Source organism: Haloferax chudinovii (genome assembly GCF_042663345.1).
Lineage (GTDB): Archaea > Halobacteriota > Halobacteria > Halobacteriales > Haloferacaceae > Haloferax > Haloferax chudinovii.
In genome coordinates, this window is record NZ_JBHTAB010000001.1 from 270,016 (window position 1) to 285,591 (window position 15,576).

At 67.5% G+C, this 15,576-nt stretch carries 15 protein-coding genes; 7 read left to right on the forward strand and 8 right to left on the reverse strand.

Translation table 11 applies throughout. The features are described from left to right. Nucleotides 1–162 precede the first annotated feature (162 nt). Entirely contained in the window at nt 163–1,392 is a 1,230-nt protein-coding gene (locus tag ACFQI8_RS01285) for an FAD-dependent monooxygenase (RefSeq protein WP_390242330.1), read from the forward strand. Here the strand turns inward: ACFQI8_RS01285 and ACFQI8_RS01290 are convergent. Further along, the gene (locus ACFQI8_RS01290) at nt 1,386–1,727 is read right to left on the reverse strand and encodes a hypothetical protein (protein WP_390242331.1); all 342 of its coding nucleotides are present in this window, start codon (nt 1,725–1,727) and stop codon (nt 1,386–1,388) included. The genes ACFQI8_RS01285 and ACFQI8_RS01290 overlap by 7 nt on opposite strands. Nucleotides 1,728–2,521: 794 nt before the next feature. After that, nucleotides 2,522–2,743: a hypothetical protein gene (locus tag ACFQI8_RS01295; RefSeq protein WP_390242959.1), complete on the reverse strand. Its 222-nt coding sequence runs from the start codon at nt 2,741–2,743 to the stop codon at nt 2,522–2,524. A gap of 209 nt (nt 2,744–2,952) precedes the next feature. On the opposite strand from ACFQI8_RS01295, the gene ACFQI8_RS01300 reads away from it, so the two are divergent. From ACFQI8_RS01300 to ACFQI8_RS01310, 3 genes are all read left to right on the forward strand, one after another. Next, nucleotides 2,953–3,705 carry a pirin family protein gene (locus ACFQI8_RS01300; RefSeq protein WP_390242332.1) on the forward strand — a complete coding sequence of 251 codons (753 nt, stop codon included), beginning with the start codon at nt 2,953–2,955 and terminating at the stop codon, nt 3,703–3,705. Nucleotides 3,706–3,798: 93 nt separating this feature from the next. Next, a complete protein-coding gene (locus tag ACFQI8_RS01305; RefSeq protein ID WP_390242333.1) occupies nt 3,799–4,767 on the forward strand; it encodes a ring-cleaving dioxygenase in 969 nt (322 codons plus the stop codon). Further along, a complete protein-coding gene (locus tag ACFQI8_RS01310; RefSeq protein ID WP_390242334.1) occupies nt 4,767–5,489 on the forward strand; it encodes an alpha/beta hydrolase in 723 nt (240 codons plus the stop codon). Before ACFQI8_RS01305 ends, ACFQI8_RS01310 begins: the two co-directional genes overlap by 1 nt. 79 nt (nt 5,490–5,568) lie before the next feature. Here the strand turns inward: ACFQI8_RS01310 and ACFQI8_RS01315 are convergent, their stop codons facing one another. The 4 genes from ACFQI8_RS01315 to ACFQI8_RS01330 form a co-directional block, all read right to left on the reverse strand. Then, complete coding sequence (locus tag ACFQI8_RS01315; RefSeq protein WP_390242335.1) at nt 5,569–6,153, reverse strand: NAD(P)/FAD-dependent oxidoreductase; 585 nt, start codon at nt 6,151–6,153, stop codon at nt 5,569–5,571. A 393-nt stretch (nt 6,154–6,546) separates the two neighbouring features. Continuing rightward, nucleotides 6,547–7,146 (reverse strand): superoxide dismutase, encoded by a 600-nt coding sequence (sod, locus tag ACFQI8_RS01320; RefSeq protein WP_390242336.1) that lies wholly within the window; start codon nt 7,144–7,146, stop codon nt 6,547–6,549. Between the two features lie 137 nt (nt 7,147–7,283). Next, nucleotides 7,284–7,889 carry a DJ-1/PfpI family protein gene (locus ACFQI8_RS01325; RefSeq protein ID WP_390242338.1) on the reverse strand — a complete coding sequence of 202 codons (606 nt, stop codon included), beginning with the start codon at nt 7,887–7,889 and terminating at the stop codon, nt 7,284–7,286. Between the two features lie 84 nt (nt 7,890–7,973). Continuing rightward, nucleotides 7,974–9,422 carry a cryptochrome/photolyase family protein gene (locus ACFQI8_RS01330; protein ID WP_390242339.1) on the reverse strand — a complete coding sequence of 483 codons (1,449 nt, stop codon included), beginning with the start codon at nt 9,420–9,422 and terminating at the stop codon, nt 7,974–7,976. A gap of 388 nt (nt 9,423–9,810) precedes the next feature. Here ACFQI8_RS01330 and ACFQI8_RS01335 point away from each other — a divergent pair, with 388 nt between their 5' ends. After that, nucleotides 9,811–10,572: a DUF8054 domain-containing protein gene (locus ACFQI8_RS01335; RefSeq protein WP_390242960.1), complete on the forward strand. Its 762-nt coding sequence runs from the start codon at nt 9,811–9,813 to the stop codon at nt 10,570–10,572. A 56-nt stretch (nt 10,573–10,628) separates the two neighbouring features. Here the strand turns inward: ACFQI8_RS01335 and ACFQI8_RS01340 are convergent, their stop codons facing one another. Continuing rightward, entirely contained in the window at nt 10,629–11,312 is a 684-nt protein-coding gene (locus ACFQI8_RS01340; protein ID WP_390242340.1) for a 6-hydroxymethylpterin diphosphokinase MptE-like protein, read from the reverse strand. A 188-nt stretch (nt 11,313–11,500) separates the two neighbouring features. Beyond that, nucleotides 11,501–12,640, reverse strand: coding sequence for a dihydropteroate synthase (locus tag ACFQI8_RS01345; protein WP_390242342.1), 1,140 nt, complete (start codon nt 12,638–12,640; stop codon nt 11,501–11,503). Between the two features lie 180 nt (nt 12,641–12,820). On the opposite strand from ACFQI8_RS01345, the gene ACFQI8_RS01350 reads away from it, so the two are divergent. Next, the gene (locus ACFQI8_RS01350) at nt 12,821–13,390 is read left to right on the forward strand and encodes a response regulator (protein ID WP_390242343.1); all 570 of its coding nucleotides are present in this window, start codon (nt 12,821–12,823) and stop codon (nt 13,388–13,390) included. 22 nt (nt 13,391–13,412) lie between these two features. Further along, nucleotides 13,413–15,557 carry a HAMP domain-containing sensor histidine kinase gene (locus tag ACFQI8_RS01355; protein ID WP_390242345.1) on the forward strand — a complete coding sequence of 715 codons (2,145 nt, stop codon included), beginning with the start codon at nt 13,413–13,415 and terminating at the stop codon, nt 15,555–15,557. Nucleotides 15,558–15,576: the final 19 nt, after the last annotated feature.

Below are 15,576 nucleotides of genomic sequence, written 5' to 3' on the forward strand. Positions count from 1 at the left end.
CCGCCAACGCCCCAAGACAAGTCGGTGACTGCCTCGTGACGAGCGGCCCGTCGAGCGCGAGCGCGACCCGGTGAGTACGCCGTCAGACCACCCCTCAGCCGACGAGAATGACTGCGCTGACCACAACGTATATGCCAGTCGTATCGTGATATGATGTTATCTATGACGAACGATGACACGGAATCACCAGTGGTAGTCGCGGGAGCCGGCCCCGTCGGCATGACCACGGCGCTCGCGCTACACGCCCGCGGGGTGCCCGTCACGATTGTCGAAGCTGAGTCCGAAGACCGCGACCGTTCGGGGAGTCGAGCGATTTACGTGCACGGTTCGACGCTCCGAACCCTCGAACGCGTTCATCCCGGACTCGGGATGGGCCTCGTCGAGGAGGGCCTCGTCTGGCCGACTCGGCGGACGCTCTATCACGGGACAGAGGTGTTCTCGCGGACGTACGACAGCCCCGGCGGGTCGGGCGATATCCCCCACTTCACGAGCATTCCGCAGGTGACGACCGAGGCGTACATGCACGAGGCGCTCGCCGAAGCCGGCATCGACATCCACTGGGACGCGGCGGTCGAGACCGTCGAATCGCGTCCCGACGGCGTCCGCGTCGAGACGGCGGACGGGCAGACGTGGGAGACGCCGTATCTCGTCGGAGCCGACGGCGGGGGGTCGACTGTCCGGTCGGAAATCGGTGCACAGTTCGAAGGCGACCAGTCGGAAAACTCCTTTATCATCGCCGATGTCGACGAGGTCGAAGACGACCCGCTTCCGTTCGAACGGCTGTTTCACTACGCTGACCCGACCGTCGGCGGCCGGAACGTCCTCCTCGTTCCGTTTACCGGCGGGTGGCGGCTCGACATCCAGTGCATTGAGGGAGACGACCCCGAAGAACTCACCAGCGACGAACGGATTCGTGAGTTCGTCAGCGCGGTCATGGGCGAGCGCTACACCGACAACGTCTCTTGGGTGTCGAGTTACAAGTTCTTCCAAGTGATGGCCGACAGCTTCGTCGACGAGCATCGCCGCGTTCTCTTGGTGGGCGAGGCGGCGCACCTGCTCGCACCGTTCGGCGCGCGGGGGATGAACTCCGGGGTCGCCGACGCGGACGAGGCCGCGTCCGCTATCGCGGTCGGCTATCGGGCGCACAGCGACGCGGTCGCCCGCGACGAGGTGGAGCTGTTCGCCGCTCGCCGTGAGAAAGCGGCGGAGTACAACCTCGACGCCGCGGGTCAGGCCCTCGACTATCTGCAGGGCGACGACCCGGTGACGGTGCTCCGAAAAGAGGCCGCGGCGTCGCTCGCCGCGTACTTCGAACCGGCCGGCGAGTACCTCGACGACGCGCCGTACGGCCCCCACACGCCGCCGCCGATTGTCACGACCGGGAACTACTGACTCGACACCGATTCGTCGAGCCCGAGTTGCTCTGCGACCCAGTGGTCGCGGACCGCGAACACCATCTCTGTTTCGTCGTCGAACGCCGTCGTCTCGGCGACGAACTCGTCCCACGTCCCGTCCGGAACCAACGACAGGTCGTCGGCGGCGGTCGCGTCCGACGGACTTGCCTCGACCATCTCGTCGAAGCTGTCGAAGTCGGTGTAGGCGGTCATGAACGCCGCATCGAACAGTTCCCGAATCGGAATCGCTTCGCGGTCCTGTACGATGTCCTCCGCATCGGGGAGGTCATCTGCGGCCTCGGCAGTCGCTTCAAGTTCGAATTCGAACGACATACCGAACGCTCGTTCCAGAGGTACCTAAAACCACCCGCTCGTGCGTGTTCGCGCGGGTGTTGGCCCGCGCGTGAGTTCGGTTCGACACCCCGACACCTCGCAGGGTCGGTAGTCCGCTCCCGCGTAGCGGTTCGTCGTTGCGAACATACTATAGATAATAGTTCGTGATATACAGTTGGTAGACTGTACAACCGTCCAGTCGCGGTGACTGCGGTCGAATCGTCGACTGAGAAAACACCAAACTGTCAAGTTAGTATTGTATATATAAAACAATACCATCTAAGGGAATATATCTCCATCCAGATATGTGCTCGTGTGAAAATACAGATAGAAGCGTTATACCACTGGATTTCTGGACTCTCGTCTGTCAGGCGTCCTATCGCTCGTCGGCGACAGCGGTAGAATCTCTGTCGCGGTCGAAGAGCGCCCCCCAGCCAAAATTATCTCTAATATTAGACCGATATAAAGCTCATTCCGCAAAATATCACGGAGCATTAGCGCCCGTTTCACGTGTGTGGAGAGGTCAGGTCGACGTTTCGCAGACTGCATTAAAAATACAATATCGTATGAGATATTCCAGATATAATATATTTGAGCGCCGTGCAGAGTGCTGGACGAACTGCGTCGCGGAAGAGACGCCTCGGAGAGCACCACAGAGATGAAACCGGCGCGCTCGCAACCCGAAGACGAGGTAAGTACCCTCCTGCTCGCCGTGTTCGGGCACGCCGCCTTCGTACTGCGGCAGGGGTGGTGACGCCGTGGGTCGCTCAGAGTCGGTCGAGTCGGGGACGAACTCAGGGGAGAAGCGACAGCAAATCGAGGAGCGCCTGTTTCACCCGCTCGTTCGAGACCGCGTAGCCGACCGCGAACATGAGACTGACCACGCCCCCGACCGCCACCGACGCGAGGACGCCAGCGTCGGCCGGGCCGAACACGTAGACCACTCCCGCCGCGACGATACCGCTCAGCGCGACGAACAGCCAGCTTTGCCGTGGCGTCCACCGACTCGTCTCCATGTCGACTACCTTGTTGGTTGTCACGAACAAAACTGTTGTCACCTGAACGGTCGACGCGGAACCAGACCCTCGCCGTCTCGTGAGTCCCGCCGACTGGCGGCCGGCCATTCCTCAACGGTCCCGATTCCGAGCCCAGTGACACCGATGTCACCTGCTTTCGGTCACGTCGCCGAGAAGGTATATAGAGTCGACGCGTAGGTGCGCACGTAATGAATGTCGGCTCCGAGACGAAGCTCTACAAGGCGGAGCGCACCGACGTCTCCCAGAATCAGGGGAAGTTCCGGACCCACTTCAACTTCCCCGGCCGCGCCCTCCCGGACCACGCGGACCACGGCTACGGCCCGCTCGCGACCATCGTCGAGTCGTTCATGGACCCCGACACGCACATCGCGATGCACCCCCACCGCGACGAGGAGATTATCTCGTGGGTGCCAGCCGGCGTGATGCGCCACGGCGACCAAGACGGCAACGACCTCGTCACCGACGCCGACCACCTGATGGTGATGAACGCGGGCGAGACGTTCTGGCACGAGGAGTTCACCCGCGCGGACGACCCGCCGCTCCGGATGCTCCAGATGTTCGTCCGGCCCCACAGCCTCGGGCTGGAGCCGACCGTCCAACACGAACCCATCGACGCCCCCGTCGAGGGCGAGTGGCGGCACCTGCTCGGCCCCGAGGAGTCCGACGCGCCGCTTTTCGTCCGCAACGAAGTGGACCTCTTCGACCTCCGCCTCGACGCCGGGTCGAGCGCCGACCTCCCCAATATCGAGGGCCGGGACGCGTACTTCTACGTGTTCGACGGCGCGGTCGAGGCCGCGGGCACGCGCTTCGGGAAGACCGAAAGTGCCCTGCTCGTCGGCGACGCCGGCGTGACGCTCACCGCCGACGAGGACGCCACCGTCGTCGCGTTCCTGATAGACCCCGACGCGCCCGTCACCCGACAGGGGACCATCGGGCGCTGACCGTCCTCTCGCGACTACTGCACCCACCGTCACGCACCACTCACCACCTTCACCCTCCATCAACCCATCCACCGAGACAAGACACCCGATTCGATGCTCACAGACACCGCCGGAATCCACCACGTCACGGGAATCGTCCGCGACGCGCAGGCGAACGTCGACTTCTACGCGACGACGCTCGGCCTGCACCTCGTCAAGCAGACGGTGAACTTCAACGAGAAGTTCACGCGCCACCTGTTTTACGGCGACGAGACCGGGTCGCCCGGGACGGCCCTAACGTTCTTCCCGTACCCCGCCGAGGAGCCGGGACGCCCCGGCACGCCGCAGATTCGGACCGCGTCGCTGGTGATTCCACCCGACGCCGTCGACTACTGGACCGACCGCCTCGCCGACCGCGGCGTCGGGGTCGACGGCCCGGTCGAGCGATTCGACGAGACCGTGCTCCGGGTTTCGGACCCCGACGGGACCGACCTCGAACTCGTCACCGGCGAGTCGTCGGTCGAACCGTGGGCCGACGGTCCGGTCCCCGCCGAGCGCGCGATTCGCGGCATCCACGGCGTTACGCTCCACTCGACGAACCCCTTCGTGACCGCCAGCGTGCTCGACACGCTCGGGTTCGACCTCGTCGCACAGGAGGGCGACCGCGTCCGCTACCGAGCACCGGGCGACCGGGCGACCGTCGTCGACCTCCTCGACCGAGACGGGGAGTTCGGCCGCGAGGGCGCGGGAAGCATCCACCACGTCGCGGTCCGCGTCGACGACGAAGCCCAACTGTACGAGTGGCACGACCTGTTCCGCGAGCGCGGCTACGATGTGTCACGGGTGAAAGACAGACACGTGTTTCACTCGCTGTACGTCCGCGAGCCGGGCGGCATTCTGTTCGAACTCGCGACCGACGGCCCCGGTCTGACGTTCGACGCCGACCCGGAGACGCTCGGTCAGTCGCTGTATCTGCCGCCGTGGTTGGAGGAGGACCGCGAGATGATACAGAGCCAACTGGGTCCGCTGGCCCTGCCGACTGGCGTTGGACGCGACGGCGGGGGCGACGGCGGGTCGAACTGATGTCACCCCGACCGACTGCGCCCGCGTCCGCGACCGACCCTCACGAGGGACAGGAGATTGCGACGGCCGGCGCGCCGCCGCAGGTCGCCGACTCGGCCGTCGTCATGCTCCACGGTCACGGGTCGAACGCACGGCACGCCCTCACGCTCGTCGACGAGTTCCTCCACCGCGGCGTGATGTACCTCGCGCCGCAGGCCGCCGGAAGTTCGTGGTATCCGGCCCCGGCTACCAGTCCCATCGAGCGAAACGAGCCGTGGCTCACCTCCGCGCTCGGCCGGGTGTCGGCCGCGCTCGACATCGCCGAGGACGCCGGGATTCCGCCCGAACGAGTCGTCTGCTTCGGGTTCTCGCAGGGCGCGTGCCTCGCCGCCGAGTTCGCGCTTCGAAACCCCCGCCGATACGGCGGCCTCGTCGCGCTCTCGGGAAGCCTCCTCGGCCCCGACATCGGGGGACGAACCGACGGCCACGGCGGCAACGACGGCGACGACAGCGATGGTGACCGCGACGGTCACGCCAGCGACGACAATCTCGACGGCACACCGGTCTTCTTCGGAAGCGGTCGCGACGACCCCCGCATCGACGCCGACCGAGTCGAGGCGTCGGCTCGACTCTTCGCGGGGCGCGGAGCCGACGCGACGAGTCGGCTGTACGAGGAACTGGGCCACGCCATCAACGACGACGAAGTTCAGGTTATCAACTCGTTCATCGAGCGATTCGACTGACCGGGTAGACAGGTCTCGGGAGTTCGGCAAAAAAAACGAGCGTGCGTGGTCGCGTTCGAGTCGCGCCCGAGTGCGTGGATTAGACCTCGTCGACGAGGGAGCCGTAGACGGACTCGGCGTCGGCGGGCACGTCGAAGTCGTGGTAGTGCTCTCCCTTCTCCTTCGAGAGGATGTTGAGGGCGGCGGCCGCGCCGTCGCCGGCGGAGATGACGGCCTGCCACTCCTCGGCGCGGACCATCGCGCCCGTGGCGTAGGCCCCTTCGACGCTCGTCTCCATCGTCACGTCCACGTCGACGACGTCGTCGTCGAAGGCACAGCCCAGCGCCTCAGCGAGGTCGCGGTTCGCGCCCGTGGCGAGCACGACGTAGTCGGCCTCGTACTCGTCGTCGTCGGTCGTGACCACGAACCCGTCGTCGCGCTCGCTCACGTCGGTAACTTCCTCGCTCTGGTGGCGCTCCGCGGCGAAGTGGTCGACCTGCGTGCGAAGCGTCTCCAGGTAGTCCGAACCGTCGATGGAGCCGATTCCGGGGTAGTTGAACAGATGCGCCTTGTGCATCCACGTCTTGTCGGTGTCGAAGACCGTCGTGGAGAGCCCGTTCTTCGCGGTGAAGAGGGCGGTTGTCAGACCAGCGGGACCGCCGCCGATGACGATAATGTCTGCCATGTCTCATGTACTGGCGTACTCGATAAAGAACCTCGGTAAAGCGGATATTTTGTGTTCCTCTCGATTACGTTCCACCCGGGCGTGCGTCTCGGTGCGCCCCGCGGCGTCCTCCTCGTGAACGCCGACTGACGGAGTGGGCTTCGTCGCGTCGAACGGGCCCGGAACCGACCGGCGTGACGGCTTCGACGTCTACTCCTCCAGTTGCGACTCGGCGAGTTCGACGGCACAGTCGGGGAGTTCAGCGCGGCGAATTCGGGGGTTGACGGTGGGTTTCTCAGAAGGGTTCCGGTCTGGCGAGGTGAACCCACCCCCCCGGATGCCCTCGGGAGGGCCTTTCACGGTAACCTGTGGTGGTCGCGGGGAAAACGTGTGTTTCGTCTGCGCTACGCGGTGTTACTCGAAGAGTTCGACGGCCTGGTCGTAGCGGGCCGACGGTTCGTCCCAGTCGACGACCTCGAAGAACGCGCTCACGAAGTCGCCGCGGGCCGGGCCGTAGTCGTGGTAGTACGAGTGTTCCCAGACGTCCAGCGCGAGAATCGGGTGAGAGCCCCAGAGCGCGCCCTGGTCGTGCTTGTCGACGACGACGTTCCGAAGCTGGTTCGAGAACGAGTCGTACACCAAGAGCGCCCAGCCGCCGGCCGCGCCGGCCGCCGCTTCGAATTCACCTTTCCACGCCTCGTAGGAACCGAAGTCCTCGGCGATGCGCTCTGCGAGCGCACCCTCGGGCTCGTCGCCGCCTTCCGGCGACATGTTCTGCCAGAACAGGTCGTGCAGAATGTGTCCCGAACCGTTGTGGGTGACGTTGCGGAGCGCGCCGGCGGACGAGCCGAACTCGCCTGCTTCGCGGTTGTCGGTGAGGGTCTCCTCGGCCGCGTTCCAGCCGTTGACGTAGCCCTGGTGGTGGGTGTCGTGATGCCACGTCAGCACCTGCTCGGAGATGTGGGGTTCAAGGGCGTCGTACTCGTACGGAAGCGGGTCGAGTTCGTGGCTCATAATGTGTAACCTCCATATCATGGGTCGGGCGGAATCCTGTTAAAACTTGAGGAGAGGTATGCTAGCACAAACCACGGTGTTCGGGTCGCTCTCAGTCGATTTCTCCGCTTCGAGAGACCCCGGTTCGCGCGAGCGTGTCAGCCGTCGAACGGCTCTGTCCGGCGCTCGTATTCGATTTCGGTCGAGACGGCGTCGGCGACCGCAGACCCGAACTCGCGTTCGACGACGTGTAACGAGAGGTCGAGTCCGGAGGTGACGCCGCCCGCGGTGAGCACGTCGCCGTCGTCGACGACGCGCGCTTCGACGACTTCGGCGGCCGTCTCGCGGAGGTCGGAGAGCGCGCCGCCGTGGGTGACCGCGGGGCGGCCGTCGAGGATGCCGGCGCGGGCGAGAAGCATCCCGCCGGTACAGACGCCGGCGACGGTCGTTCCGGCCTCGTGGAGCGCGGCGATGGCGTCGGGGATCTCGCCTTTCTCGGCTTCGGCCCACGCGCTCTGTTCGGCGCGGGAGTTCCAGCCGCCACCGGGGACGACGAGGAGGTCCGGGCGGTCGGTCTCGGGGTCGAGGACTCCGTCGACGCCGACGCGCATCCCGTGGCTCGCGGTCACGGACTCGCGGTCGTCGAGGGCGACGAGTTCGGCCTCGCAGTCGGCTCCGGCCGCGCCGGCGTTCTGGAACACCTCGAACGGGGCGACGGCGTCGAGTTCGTCGAAGCCGTCGTACAGGATGATAGCGACGTGCACGCGTTCGGAGTCGGTCCCCGAGGAGAAAGTCGTTCGTGCCGCGGCGACCGACGGCGGAGAACAGCAGGCGGAGTCGGTGGTCGCTCAGTCGTCGCCGCGGGCGGCCTCGAACATCGAAATCGCGTGCTCGCGGCGCTCGGAGTGGTCCACGATGGGCTCCGGGTAGTCCGGCGCGAGGCGCTCGCGTTCGAGGTTGCTCAGTTCGTGCCACTCGTGGATGGTGTTGGCCGTCACGTCCGATAGCTCGGGGATGTATCGCTTGATGTACTCGCCGTCGGGGTCGTAGCGCTCGCCCTGCGTCATCGGATTGAAGATGCGGAAGTACGGCTGGGCGTCGGTCCCGGTCGAGGCGGCCCACTGCCAGCCGCCGTTGTCGTTTGCGGTGTCGTGGTCCGCGAGGTGCTCGCGGAAGTGCGCGTAGCCGTGTCGCCAGTCGCACAGGAGGTCCTTCGTGAGGAACGACGCGACAATCATCCGGACGCGGTTGTGCATGTACGCCTCCTCGCGGAGCTGTCGCATCCCGGCGTCGACGATGGGGTAGCCGGTTTTCCCCTCCTTCCACGCCGCGAGCTCTTCGGCGTCGTCGCGCCACGCGATGTCCTCCTCGTACTCCTTGTAGTTCTCCGTGACGACGTTCGGGTGCTCCCGGAGGACGTGGGCGTAGAACTCCCGCCACGCCAACTGCGACTGGAACTCCTCGACCGACTCGTCTCGCTCGCCGCCGACGCCCTCGCGGGCCGCGGCGGTCGCCGCGTACACCTCGCGGATGCCGATGGTCCCGAACTTGAGATCCGTCGAGAGCCGGGACGTGGCGTCCCGCGTCGGGTAGTCGCGGTCGTCGGCGTAGCGGTAGATGGCGTCCGCGCAGAACGCCGACAGGCGCTCGCGGGCCGCCTCGGTCCCCGCCGACTGCACCGCCGCCGCCGGCTCCTCGAAGCCGAGGGCCGAGATGGTCGGGAGGTCGCCGACGGCGATGTCGAACTCGGCGTCGGAGAGGCTCTCTGCCGCGGTTTCGAGCGCGGCGGCGTCGACGAGGTCGTCGGCCGTCGGTTCCGGGTACGGCTCGGGCTTGTCGCGGTCGCGCCACTTCTTCCAGAAGTAGGTGTAGACGGCGTAGGTGTCGCCCGCGTTGGTCGTGATGCTCCCCGGCGGGTGGAAGATGGCGTCGTGGACCGGTTCGCGAGCGATACCGGCGTCGTCGAGGGCGAGCCGCACGTCGGCGTCGCGCTCGCGGGCAAGCCCGGAGTAGTCGATGCCCCACACGGCTCGTTTCGCGTCGAGCGCCGCGGCGACCGCCGGCACGACCGTCCGGGGGTCGCCGCGGGCGACGAGCAGGTCGCTTCCGCGTTCCCGGTACGCCTCGCGGAGCTCGGCGAGCGCGTCGAGCAAGTACCTGACTCGGGGCGCGCCGGCGTGGTCGAGCACGTCCCGGTCGAAGACGAAAAGCGGAGCGACGGGGCCGGCCTCCGCGGCCGTGACGAGCCCGCGATTGTCCGCGATTCGCAGGTCCCGGCGGTGCCAGTGCAGTTGCATGTGCGCGCCTCAGGACGGCGGCTATGTGAATGTAGCGGCAGTCCGACCTCGACTCGCGAGCGAGACCGGCCAACCGGTCCGTTCGACTGAACTTAATCGCCCGGAGACGCTGGAAACGGCTTCCTACCACGTCTCACGGCGGCAGTCGCTCGTTTTCGGACGTCTGTTGGCATGGATGTGGTACGATAGTCGACACTCGCGGCGGCGCGACTGTCGCGGGTAATATGATGTTATCGACCGAATTCCGGGACGGGAGCACGTTTACGTTCTTGCTATCTGGTGTACCCGGTTCATACCTATACGGTGTCGTACCCACGGTTCTGGTATGTCCGGGCATCGCTTCCTTCCCGACTCCGGGGTCCGACAACCGCGTCTCCGGTCCCCGCTCGTGTTTCCGCTCCTCCTCTTGACGTTCGTCTGCGGGACGCTCGGCTGGCTCGTCTGGGTGCCGTACGGCGCGTTCCTCGGCGCCCTGCCGCCGGTCGTCGTCTTCGGTTTCGCGCTCGTCGAACTCTCGTCGCCGTCGCCTCCGCAACTCCCGTCGGCGCGACCGTCGCCGCCGCTCTCGCTCGACGGCCGGGTCGACCTCGCGGCCGCGCTACACGGCGCGGGCGTCCTCGCGCCCGACGCGGACGGCACGCTCTCTTTGTCGCCGCAGTTCGCCGAGGAGTGGCGCGCCCGCGTGCTCGACACGGCGGGGCGGGACCACGACTGCGAGGCGCTGGCGGCGCTCCTCGGCGTCGACTCGGACAGAATCGAGATGGGCTGGGACGAGCGAGGGCTGTTCGCGCGCCTCGACCGCGGGACGGTGGGCCGGTGGGCCTCTCGCGCCGCGTTCGTCGCCGACCTCACGGCGGTCGCGACGTTCCGGCGGTACTACCCCGGGTGGTGGCGGCTCTCGACGGCGGACCGAAACCGCGTCCTCGGTGCCCTTCGGCTGTGTCTCCGGACCTGTCCGACCTGCGACGGCGCGGTCACAGTCGAGACGAAGCGGGTGGCGGCCCCCGAGAGCGACGGGACGAAGCGGCGCGTCTCGGCGACCTGCCGCGGCTGTGACGCGTCCCTGTTCGATGGCGTGGTCGAGCAGTCGGCGGACGAGCCGACCTCGACCGAGGAGGGGGCCGACGTGCACCCGCAGAACACGAGGTAATCGGGGCGCGAGCGCGAGGAACGCCGCGCCGACGAGCCGGTGTGGGCGCGGGCCTCTCAGGGGAGCGGGTCGATGCCGTCGCGTCGCCCGTCGAGCACGGAAAAGCGCTCCTCGCGGCGTCGTTCGAGCCACCGAAGCAGGCGCTCGGCCCACCGGAGCTTCCGCGCTTTCATCGCGTCCACGGTCGGGTCGTCGAAGTCCCAGCCGGCGAAGACGAGCCGCTTCGCCCCGAGCTCGTCGGCGACGAAGGCCGCCCGGTCGCCGTCGGTGAAGCCGCCCCAGTTGACGACGGGACCGACCGGGGCCGCCTGCGTCGTCCCGAGGACGTGGTCGGCGTCGAACCGCGGCACCCACTCGCGGACCGCGGGGAGGTTGTCACCGTGGGCGTGGGCCGCGACGGGCACGCCCGATTCGGTCAGTTCGACCGCCGTCTCGGGGTTCTTGTCGAGGTCGGTCACCATCAAGTCGAGGTCGAAGCCGGCGTCCCGGACCGCGTCGGCGGCGGTGGAGGCGGCGACGACGACGTCCACGTCCGGGGCGTCGAGCCTGTCGAGTTCGTCGTCGAGCGTCGGGGCCGCCCCGCAGACGGCGACGGTCGCGCCCGCCCAGTTCAGCCGGTCGCGGTCGAACGGTTCCACGAGGTCCGCGAGCGCGTCTCTGGCGCGCTCGTCGCCGGTTCGGTCGAAGCCGAAGTCGTCGAGAATCCGCCCGTAGACGGGTTCCCACGTGGTGAAATCCATGGTGTAGCTGTCGCTCAGAATGTAACTGTATGGGCCGGAACGGCACTCGTGTACCCCTACCCGCGTGCCCTTCCGGCGTCCACAGGACCGTTTTAGAGTCGGATGGTATAAGTTTTCTCTTAGTAGAACGGTCAACGTCTGCCGAACGTCAGACGGGGAGACGGGTCTGTGAAGGGTTCTCGACCGGGTTAGCGCGTCGCCCGCTCGACCGTCTCCAATGCGGCTTCGAGGGCGTCGGAAGCGTCCGTGACGAGCGCCGAAAGCCGGGCGAGCGCGGCGGGCGTCCCGACCAGAAGCGCTCCGGTGTCGCCGCCGGCCAAGACGGCTCCCGCATCACCGACTGCGGCGGCGAGGGCCTCTCGGTCGTCGGCCCCGAGCCCCTCCAGTTCGAAGACGCGCGTCACGCTCTCGGCGGCGACCTCGCGGTTCGCGCCGACGCGGTCGAGGTGCCTCGCGGCCTCGCCGGGCGTCGTCACGTCGAGTTCCTCGACCGACACGTCGCCGGGTTCGCGGACGCGACGGCGCGCGAACTCGTGGCCGATGAGGGCCGCGTCGCGGGTCTCTCTCACGTCGTGGGTCCTGACGACGTGGGCACCGCGTTCGACCGCCATCGACGTGGCGGCGAGGCTGACGGGCAGGGCCTCCTCGGTCGGGCGGCCGGCCACGTCTCGGAGGAAGTTCTTGCGGTTGATAGAGACCAAGATGGGGTAGCCGTAACCGCGGAACTCCCGCAGGCGGTCGAACGTCTCGCGGTCGTGTTCGAGCGTCTTCGCCTCCGACCAGCCGCCGAAGGCGGGGTCGACGATGGTTTTGTCGGTGAAGCCGTTCAGTTCGAGGGCGTCGTAGATGTCGTCGACTTCCTCTATCGCGCCGGGGCGTGTGAGGTCCGGGGGACTGGCCATCTTGCCGACGGCGGCGTCGAACTCCTCGCAGACGCGGGGCATCTCCGGGTCGGCGAAGCCGCAGATGTCGTTGACCATGTCGAAGCCGCCGTCGAGCGCCGCTTCGGCGACCTCGTGGTAGCGCGTCTCGATGGAGAAGACGGCGTCGCCGGAGACGCTGTCGAGGACCGAAAGCGCCGTGTCGAGGCGGTCCAGTTCGTCTTCGGCCGACAGCACGTCGAGGCGCTTGTTCGCCGATTCGAGGCCGACGTCGACGATGTCGGCCCCCTCGTCGATGAGTTCGCGGTCGACGTACTCGGCGGCCTCGCTCGGGTCGTTGAACACGCTCGGCTTGTACGGGGACTCCTTGGAGACGTTCAGCACACCCATGATTCGGGGCGGGCGGTCGTCGCCGATTTCGAGTCCTGCCGCATCGACGGTTCGCATACGGGTGGGTTGGACCACACGAACATATGCCGACCGGTCGCGGAAGGCGGGCGAACTCGTCGAGTACGACCCCGGACGCGGCGGAATTGAGAGCTATTGAGCCCTCATAGCAACCGCTTAATAGCGCTCTCTGGACGACACAGCCAACCGGGTTCCTTCCGGGCGCACCCACATACGATCATGACTGGCGACGGACCCCCGACGATACTCGCCGTTGACGACGAACCGTCTCTGACGACGCTGTACGAGGCGTGGCTCGCGGACGACTACCGCGTCGAGACGGCGTCGAGCGCGGAAGCGGCGCTGGAGCTCGTCGCCGAGGAGTCGTTCGATGCCGCGATGCTCGACAGGCAGATGCCCGGCGGCACCGGTGACGAGGTGCTGTCCGAACTCCGGGCGCGCAACCACGACTTCCCGGTCGTGATGGTGACCGGCGTCGACCCCGACACCGACATCGTCGAGATGCCGTTCGACGACTACCTCGTCAAGCCGGTCGGAAAACGAGAGGTCCGGCGCGTCGTCCGCTCGCTCGTGGCCCGCGGGTCGTACAACGACCAGCTCCGCGAGTACTTCGCGCTCGCCCGCAAGCGGGCCGTGTTGGAGGCCGCCTGCGACCGCGAGACGCTCGAAGACTCGGCGTCGTACCGCGCACTCACCGCCTCGGTCGACGACGCGGCGGCCCGCGCCGACGCCGCCCGCGCGGAACTGCTCGACGGCGCGTTCGAGGAGGCGGCGCTCGACTTCGGATGACAGACCGGAGGTTCGACCGGCCGTGACGCGACGCCTCCTGCCGCGGTTCGTCAGGAAGCGGTACGCGGTGCAGTTCGCGCTCGCGCTCGGCCTCGTCACGCTCGCCATCGCCGCCGTCGGCGGCTACTCGTATCTCCACGCCAACGAGGTCATCGGCGACGAGACGCGCGACGACCTCGTGACGAACGCCGAGATTCAGGCCCAGAACCTCGACGAGTGGCTCACGCGGATGGAGGTGCAGATGCGGTCGATATCGGAGTCCGCGGCGTTCCAGTCCGGCGACGGCCGCGACATCAACCTCTATCTGTGGTCGGTGGTCGAACGCGACCGAGACATCGACGCCGCGTACTACATCGACACGAGAAACGAGACAGTTCTCACGAGCACGGGGAGCGCCAGCGTCGCCTCGGCCGAGTCGGTGACGACGTACTACGGCCGGCGGGAGTTCACCTCGCTCGCCCAGCAGTCCCACGGCGACGTCGTCGTCTCGGACCCGTTCCGCCCGTCCGAGGGAGCCGCGCCCGTCGTCCTCTTCGCGACGACGATTCCCGACCGACCGAACCGGGCCGTCATCGCCGTGGCGAACCTCCGAGACATCTCCGAGACGCACCTCCACGACATCGACGCCGGCCGGTTCGTCGTCGTCGACGCGGGGGGGACGGTCGTCCTCGCGGAGGACGAGTCGCGGCTGTTGGAGACCGACGCGCTCGAAACGACCCGGTACGACGCGGCGTCGGGGTTCGTCCCCGGGCAGTCGCTCGCCGGCTCGTCGACCGAGGTCGGGTTCGCCCGGATGGTGACCCACGACTGGGTCGTCACCTCCCGCGTCCCCACGGGCGAGGCGTACTCCCTGCGGACGGACATCCTCACGCAGATACTCGCGACCCTGTTCGTCGTCGGCGCGGGTTCGGCCCTGCTGGCGGTCACCATCGGTCGGGACACCGTCGACGCGGTCCGGACCCTCGGGTCGAACGCGCGGGAACTCACCGACGGCAACCTCGACGTCGCCATCGACCGCGACCGCGAAGACGAGTTCGGCGACCTCTACGAGGCGTTCGACGTGATGCGGGTCTCCCTGCGCGACCAGATTCACGACGCCGAGCGCGCCCGCGAGGAGGCCGAGGCGGCGAGAGAGGAGGCGTGGGCCGAAAAGGAGGCCTCCGAGCGCCGCCGCCGCCACCTCGAACGGACCGCGGCGGCCTACGGCGAGGTGATGCGGGCCTGCGCCGACGGCGACCTCGCAGAGCGCATCGACCCCGACGAGGAGAGCGAGGCGATGGCAGAGGTCGCCCGGTCGTTCAACGAGATGATGGCCGACGTGCAGGAGCGAAACGAACAGCTCCGAACGGTCTCGAACGTCCTCTCGCACGACCTGCGAAACCCCCTCAACGTCGCGGTCGGCCGGGCCGAACTCCTCGCCGACGAAAGCGAGAGCGACCACGTCGAGTCGCTCGTCGAGTCGCTCGACCGCATCGACGCCATCATCGACGACGCCCTCGTGTTGGCGCTCCAGCGGCGGGTCGAAGACACGCTCCCGGTCGCGCTGTCCGACGCGGCCCGGCGGGCGTGGGCCCACGTGGAGACGGGGGACGCGACGCTCGTCGTCGAGGAGAACGCCCGGTTCGCCGCCGACCCCGACCTCGCGGCCCACGTCTTCGAGAACCTGTTTCGGAATGCTGTCGAGCACAGCTCGACGGGTAACCAGACTGCGTCCGGTGACGCCGTGGAACACGGTTCCACGGGCAGTCGGATTTCATCCGACGACGCTGTTGAGCACAGCTCGACGGGCAACCAGACTGCGTCCGGTGACGCCGTGGAACACGGTTCCACGGGCCGCCGGGATACTCCCGGCGACGCCGTCGAACACGGCGACCCCGACGGGGTGACTGTCACCGTCGGCGCGCTCTGCGACGCTCCCGGGTTCTACATCGAAGACGACGGCCCCGGCATCCCGGAGACCGACCGGGCGAGCGTGCTCGAACCGGGCTACACGACGAACCGCTCCGGCGGCGGGACCGGCTTCGGCCTCCCCATCGTCCTGCAGGTCGCCGACGCCCACGGCTGGGACCTCGCGCTCTGTGAGTCGGCGAGCGGCGGCGCGCGGTTCGAATTCAGCGGCGTCGAGCGCGTCGGCGGCGGTACCGACGACGCCGTCTCCACCGTGTGACTATATATCCCACTTAGCA

Bases quoted from the DNA above. Each gene is read 5' to 3' on its own strand.
- ACFQI8_RS01350 (WP_390242343.1), top strand. From the start codon at position 12,821: ATGACTGGCGACGGACCCCCGACGATACTCGCCGTTGACGACGAACCG.
- ACFQI8_RS01285 (WP_390242330.1), top strand. From the start codon at position 163: ATGACGAACGATGACACGGAATCACCAGTGGTAGTCGCGGGAGCCGGC.
- ACFQI8_RS01310 (WP_390242334.1), top strand. From the start codon at position 4,767: ATGTCACCCCGACCGACTGCGCCCGCGTCCGCGACCGACCCTCACGAG.
- sod (WP_390242336.1), bottom strand. From the start codon at position 7,146: ATGAGCCACGAACTCGACCCGCTTCCGTACGAGTACGACGCCCTTGAA.
- ACFQI8_RS01300 (WP_390242332.1), top strand. From the start codon at position 2,953: ATGAATGTCGGCTCCGAGACGAAGCTCTACAAGGCGGAGCGCACCGAC.
- ACFQI8_RS01305 (WP_390242333.1), top strand. From the start codon at position 3,799: ATGCTCACAGACACCGCCGGAATCCACCACGTCACGGGAATCGTCCGC.
- ACFQI8_RS01345 (WP_390242342.1), bottom strand. From the start codon at position 12,640: ATGCGAACCGTCGATGCGGCAGGACTCGAAATCGGCGACGACCGCCCG.
- ACFQI8_RS01295 (WP_390242959.1), bottom strand. From the start codon at position 2,743: ATGGAGACGAGTCGGTGGACGCCACGGCAAAGCTGGCTGTTCGTCGCG.
- ACFQI8_RS01290 (WP_390242331.1), bottom strand. From the start codon at position 1,727: ATGTCGTTCGAATTCGAACTTGAAGCGACTGCCGAGGCCGCAGATGAC.
- ACFQI8_RS01315 (WP_390242335.1), bottom strand. From the start codon at position 6,153: ATGGCAGACATTATCGTCATCGGCGGCGGTCCCGCTGGTCTGACAACC.
- ACFQI8_RS01330 (WP_390242339.1), bottom strand. From the start codon at position 9,422: ATGCAACTGCACTGGCACCGCCGGGACCTGCGAATCGCGGACAATCGC.
- ACFQI8_RS01340 (WP_390242340.1), bottom strand. From the start codon at position 11,312: ATGGATTTCACCACGTGGGAACCCGTCTACGGGCGGATTCTCGACGAC.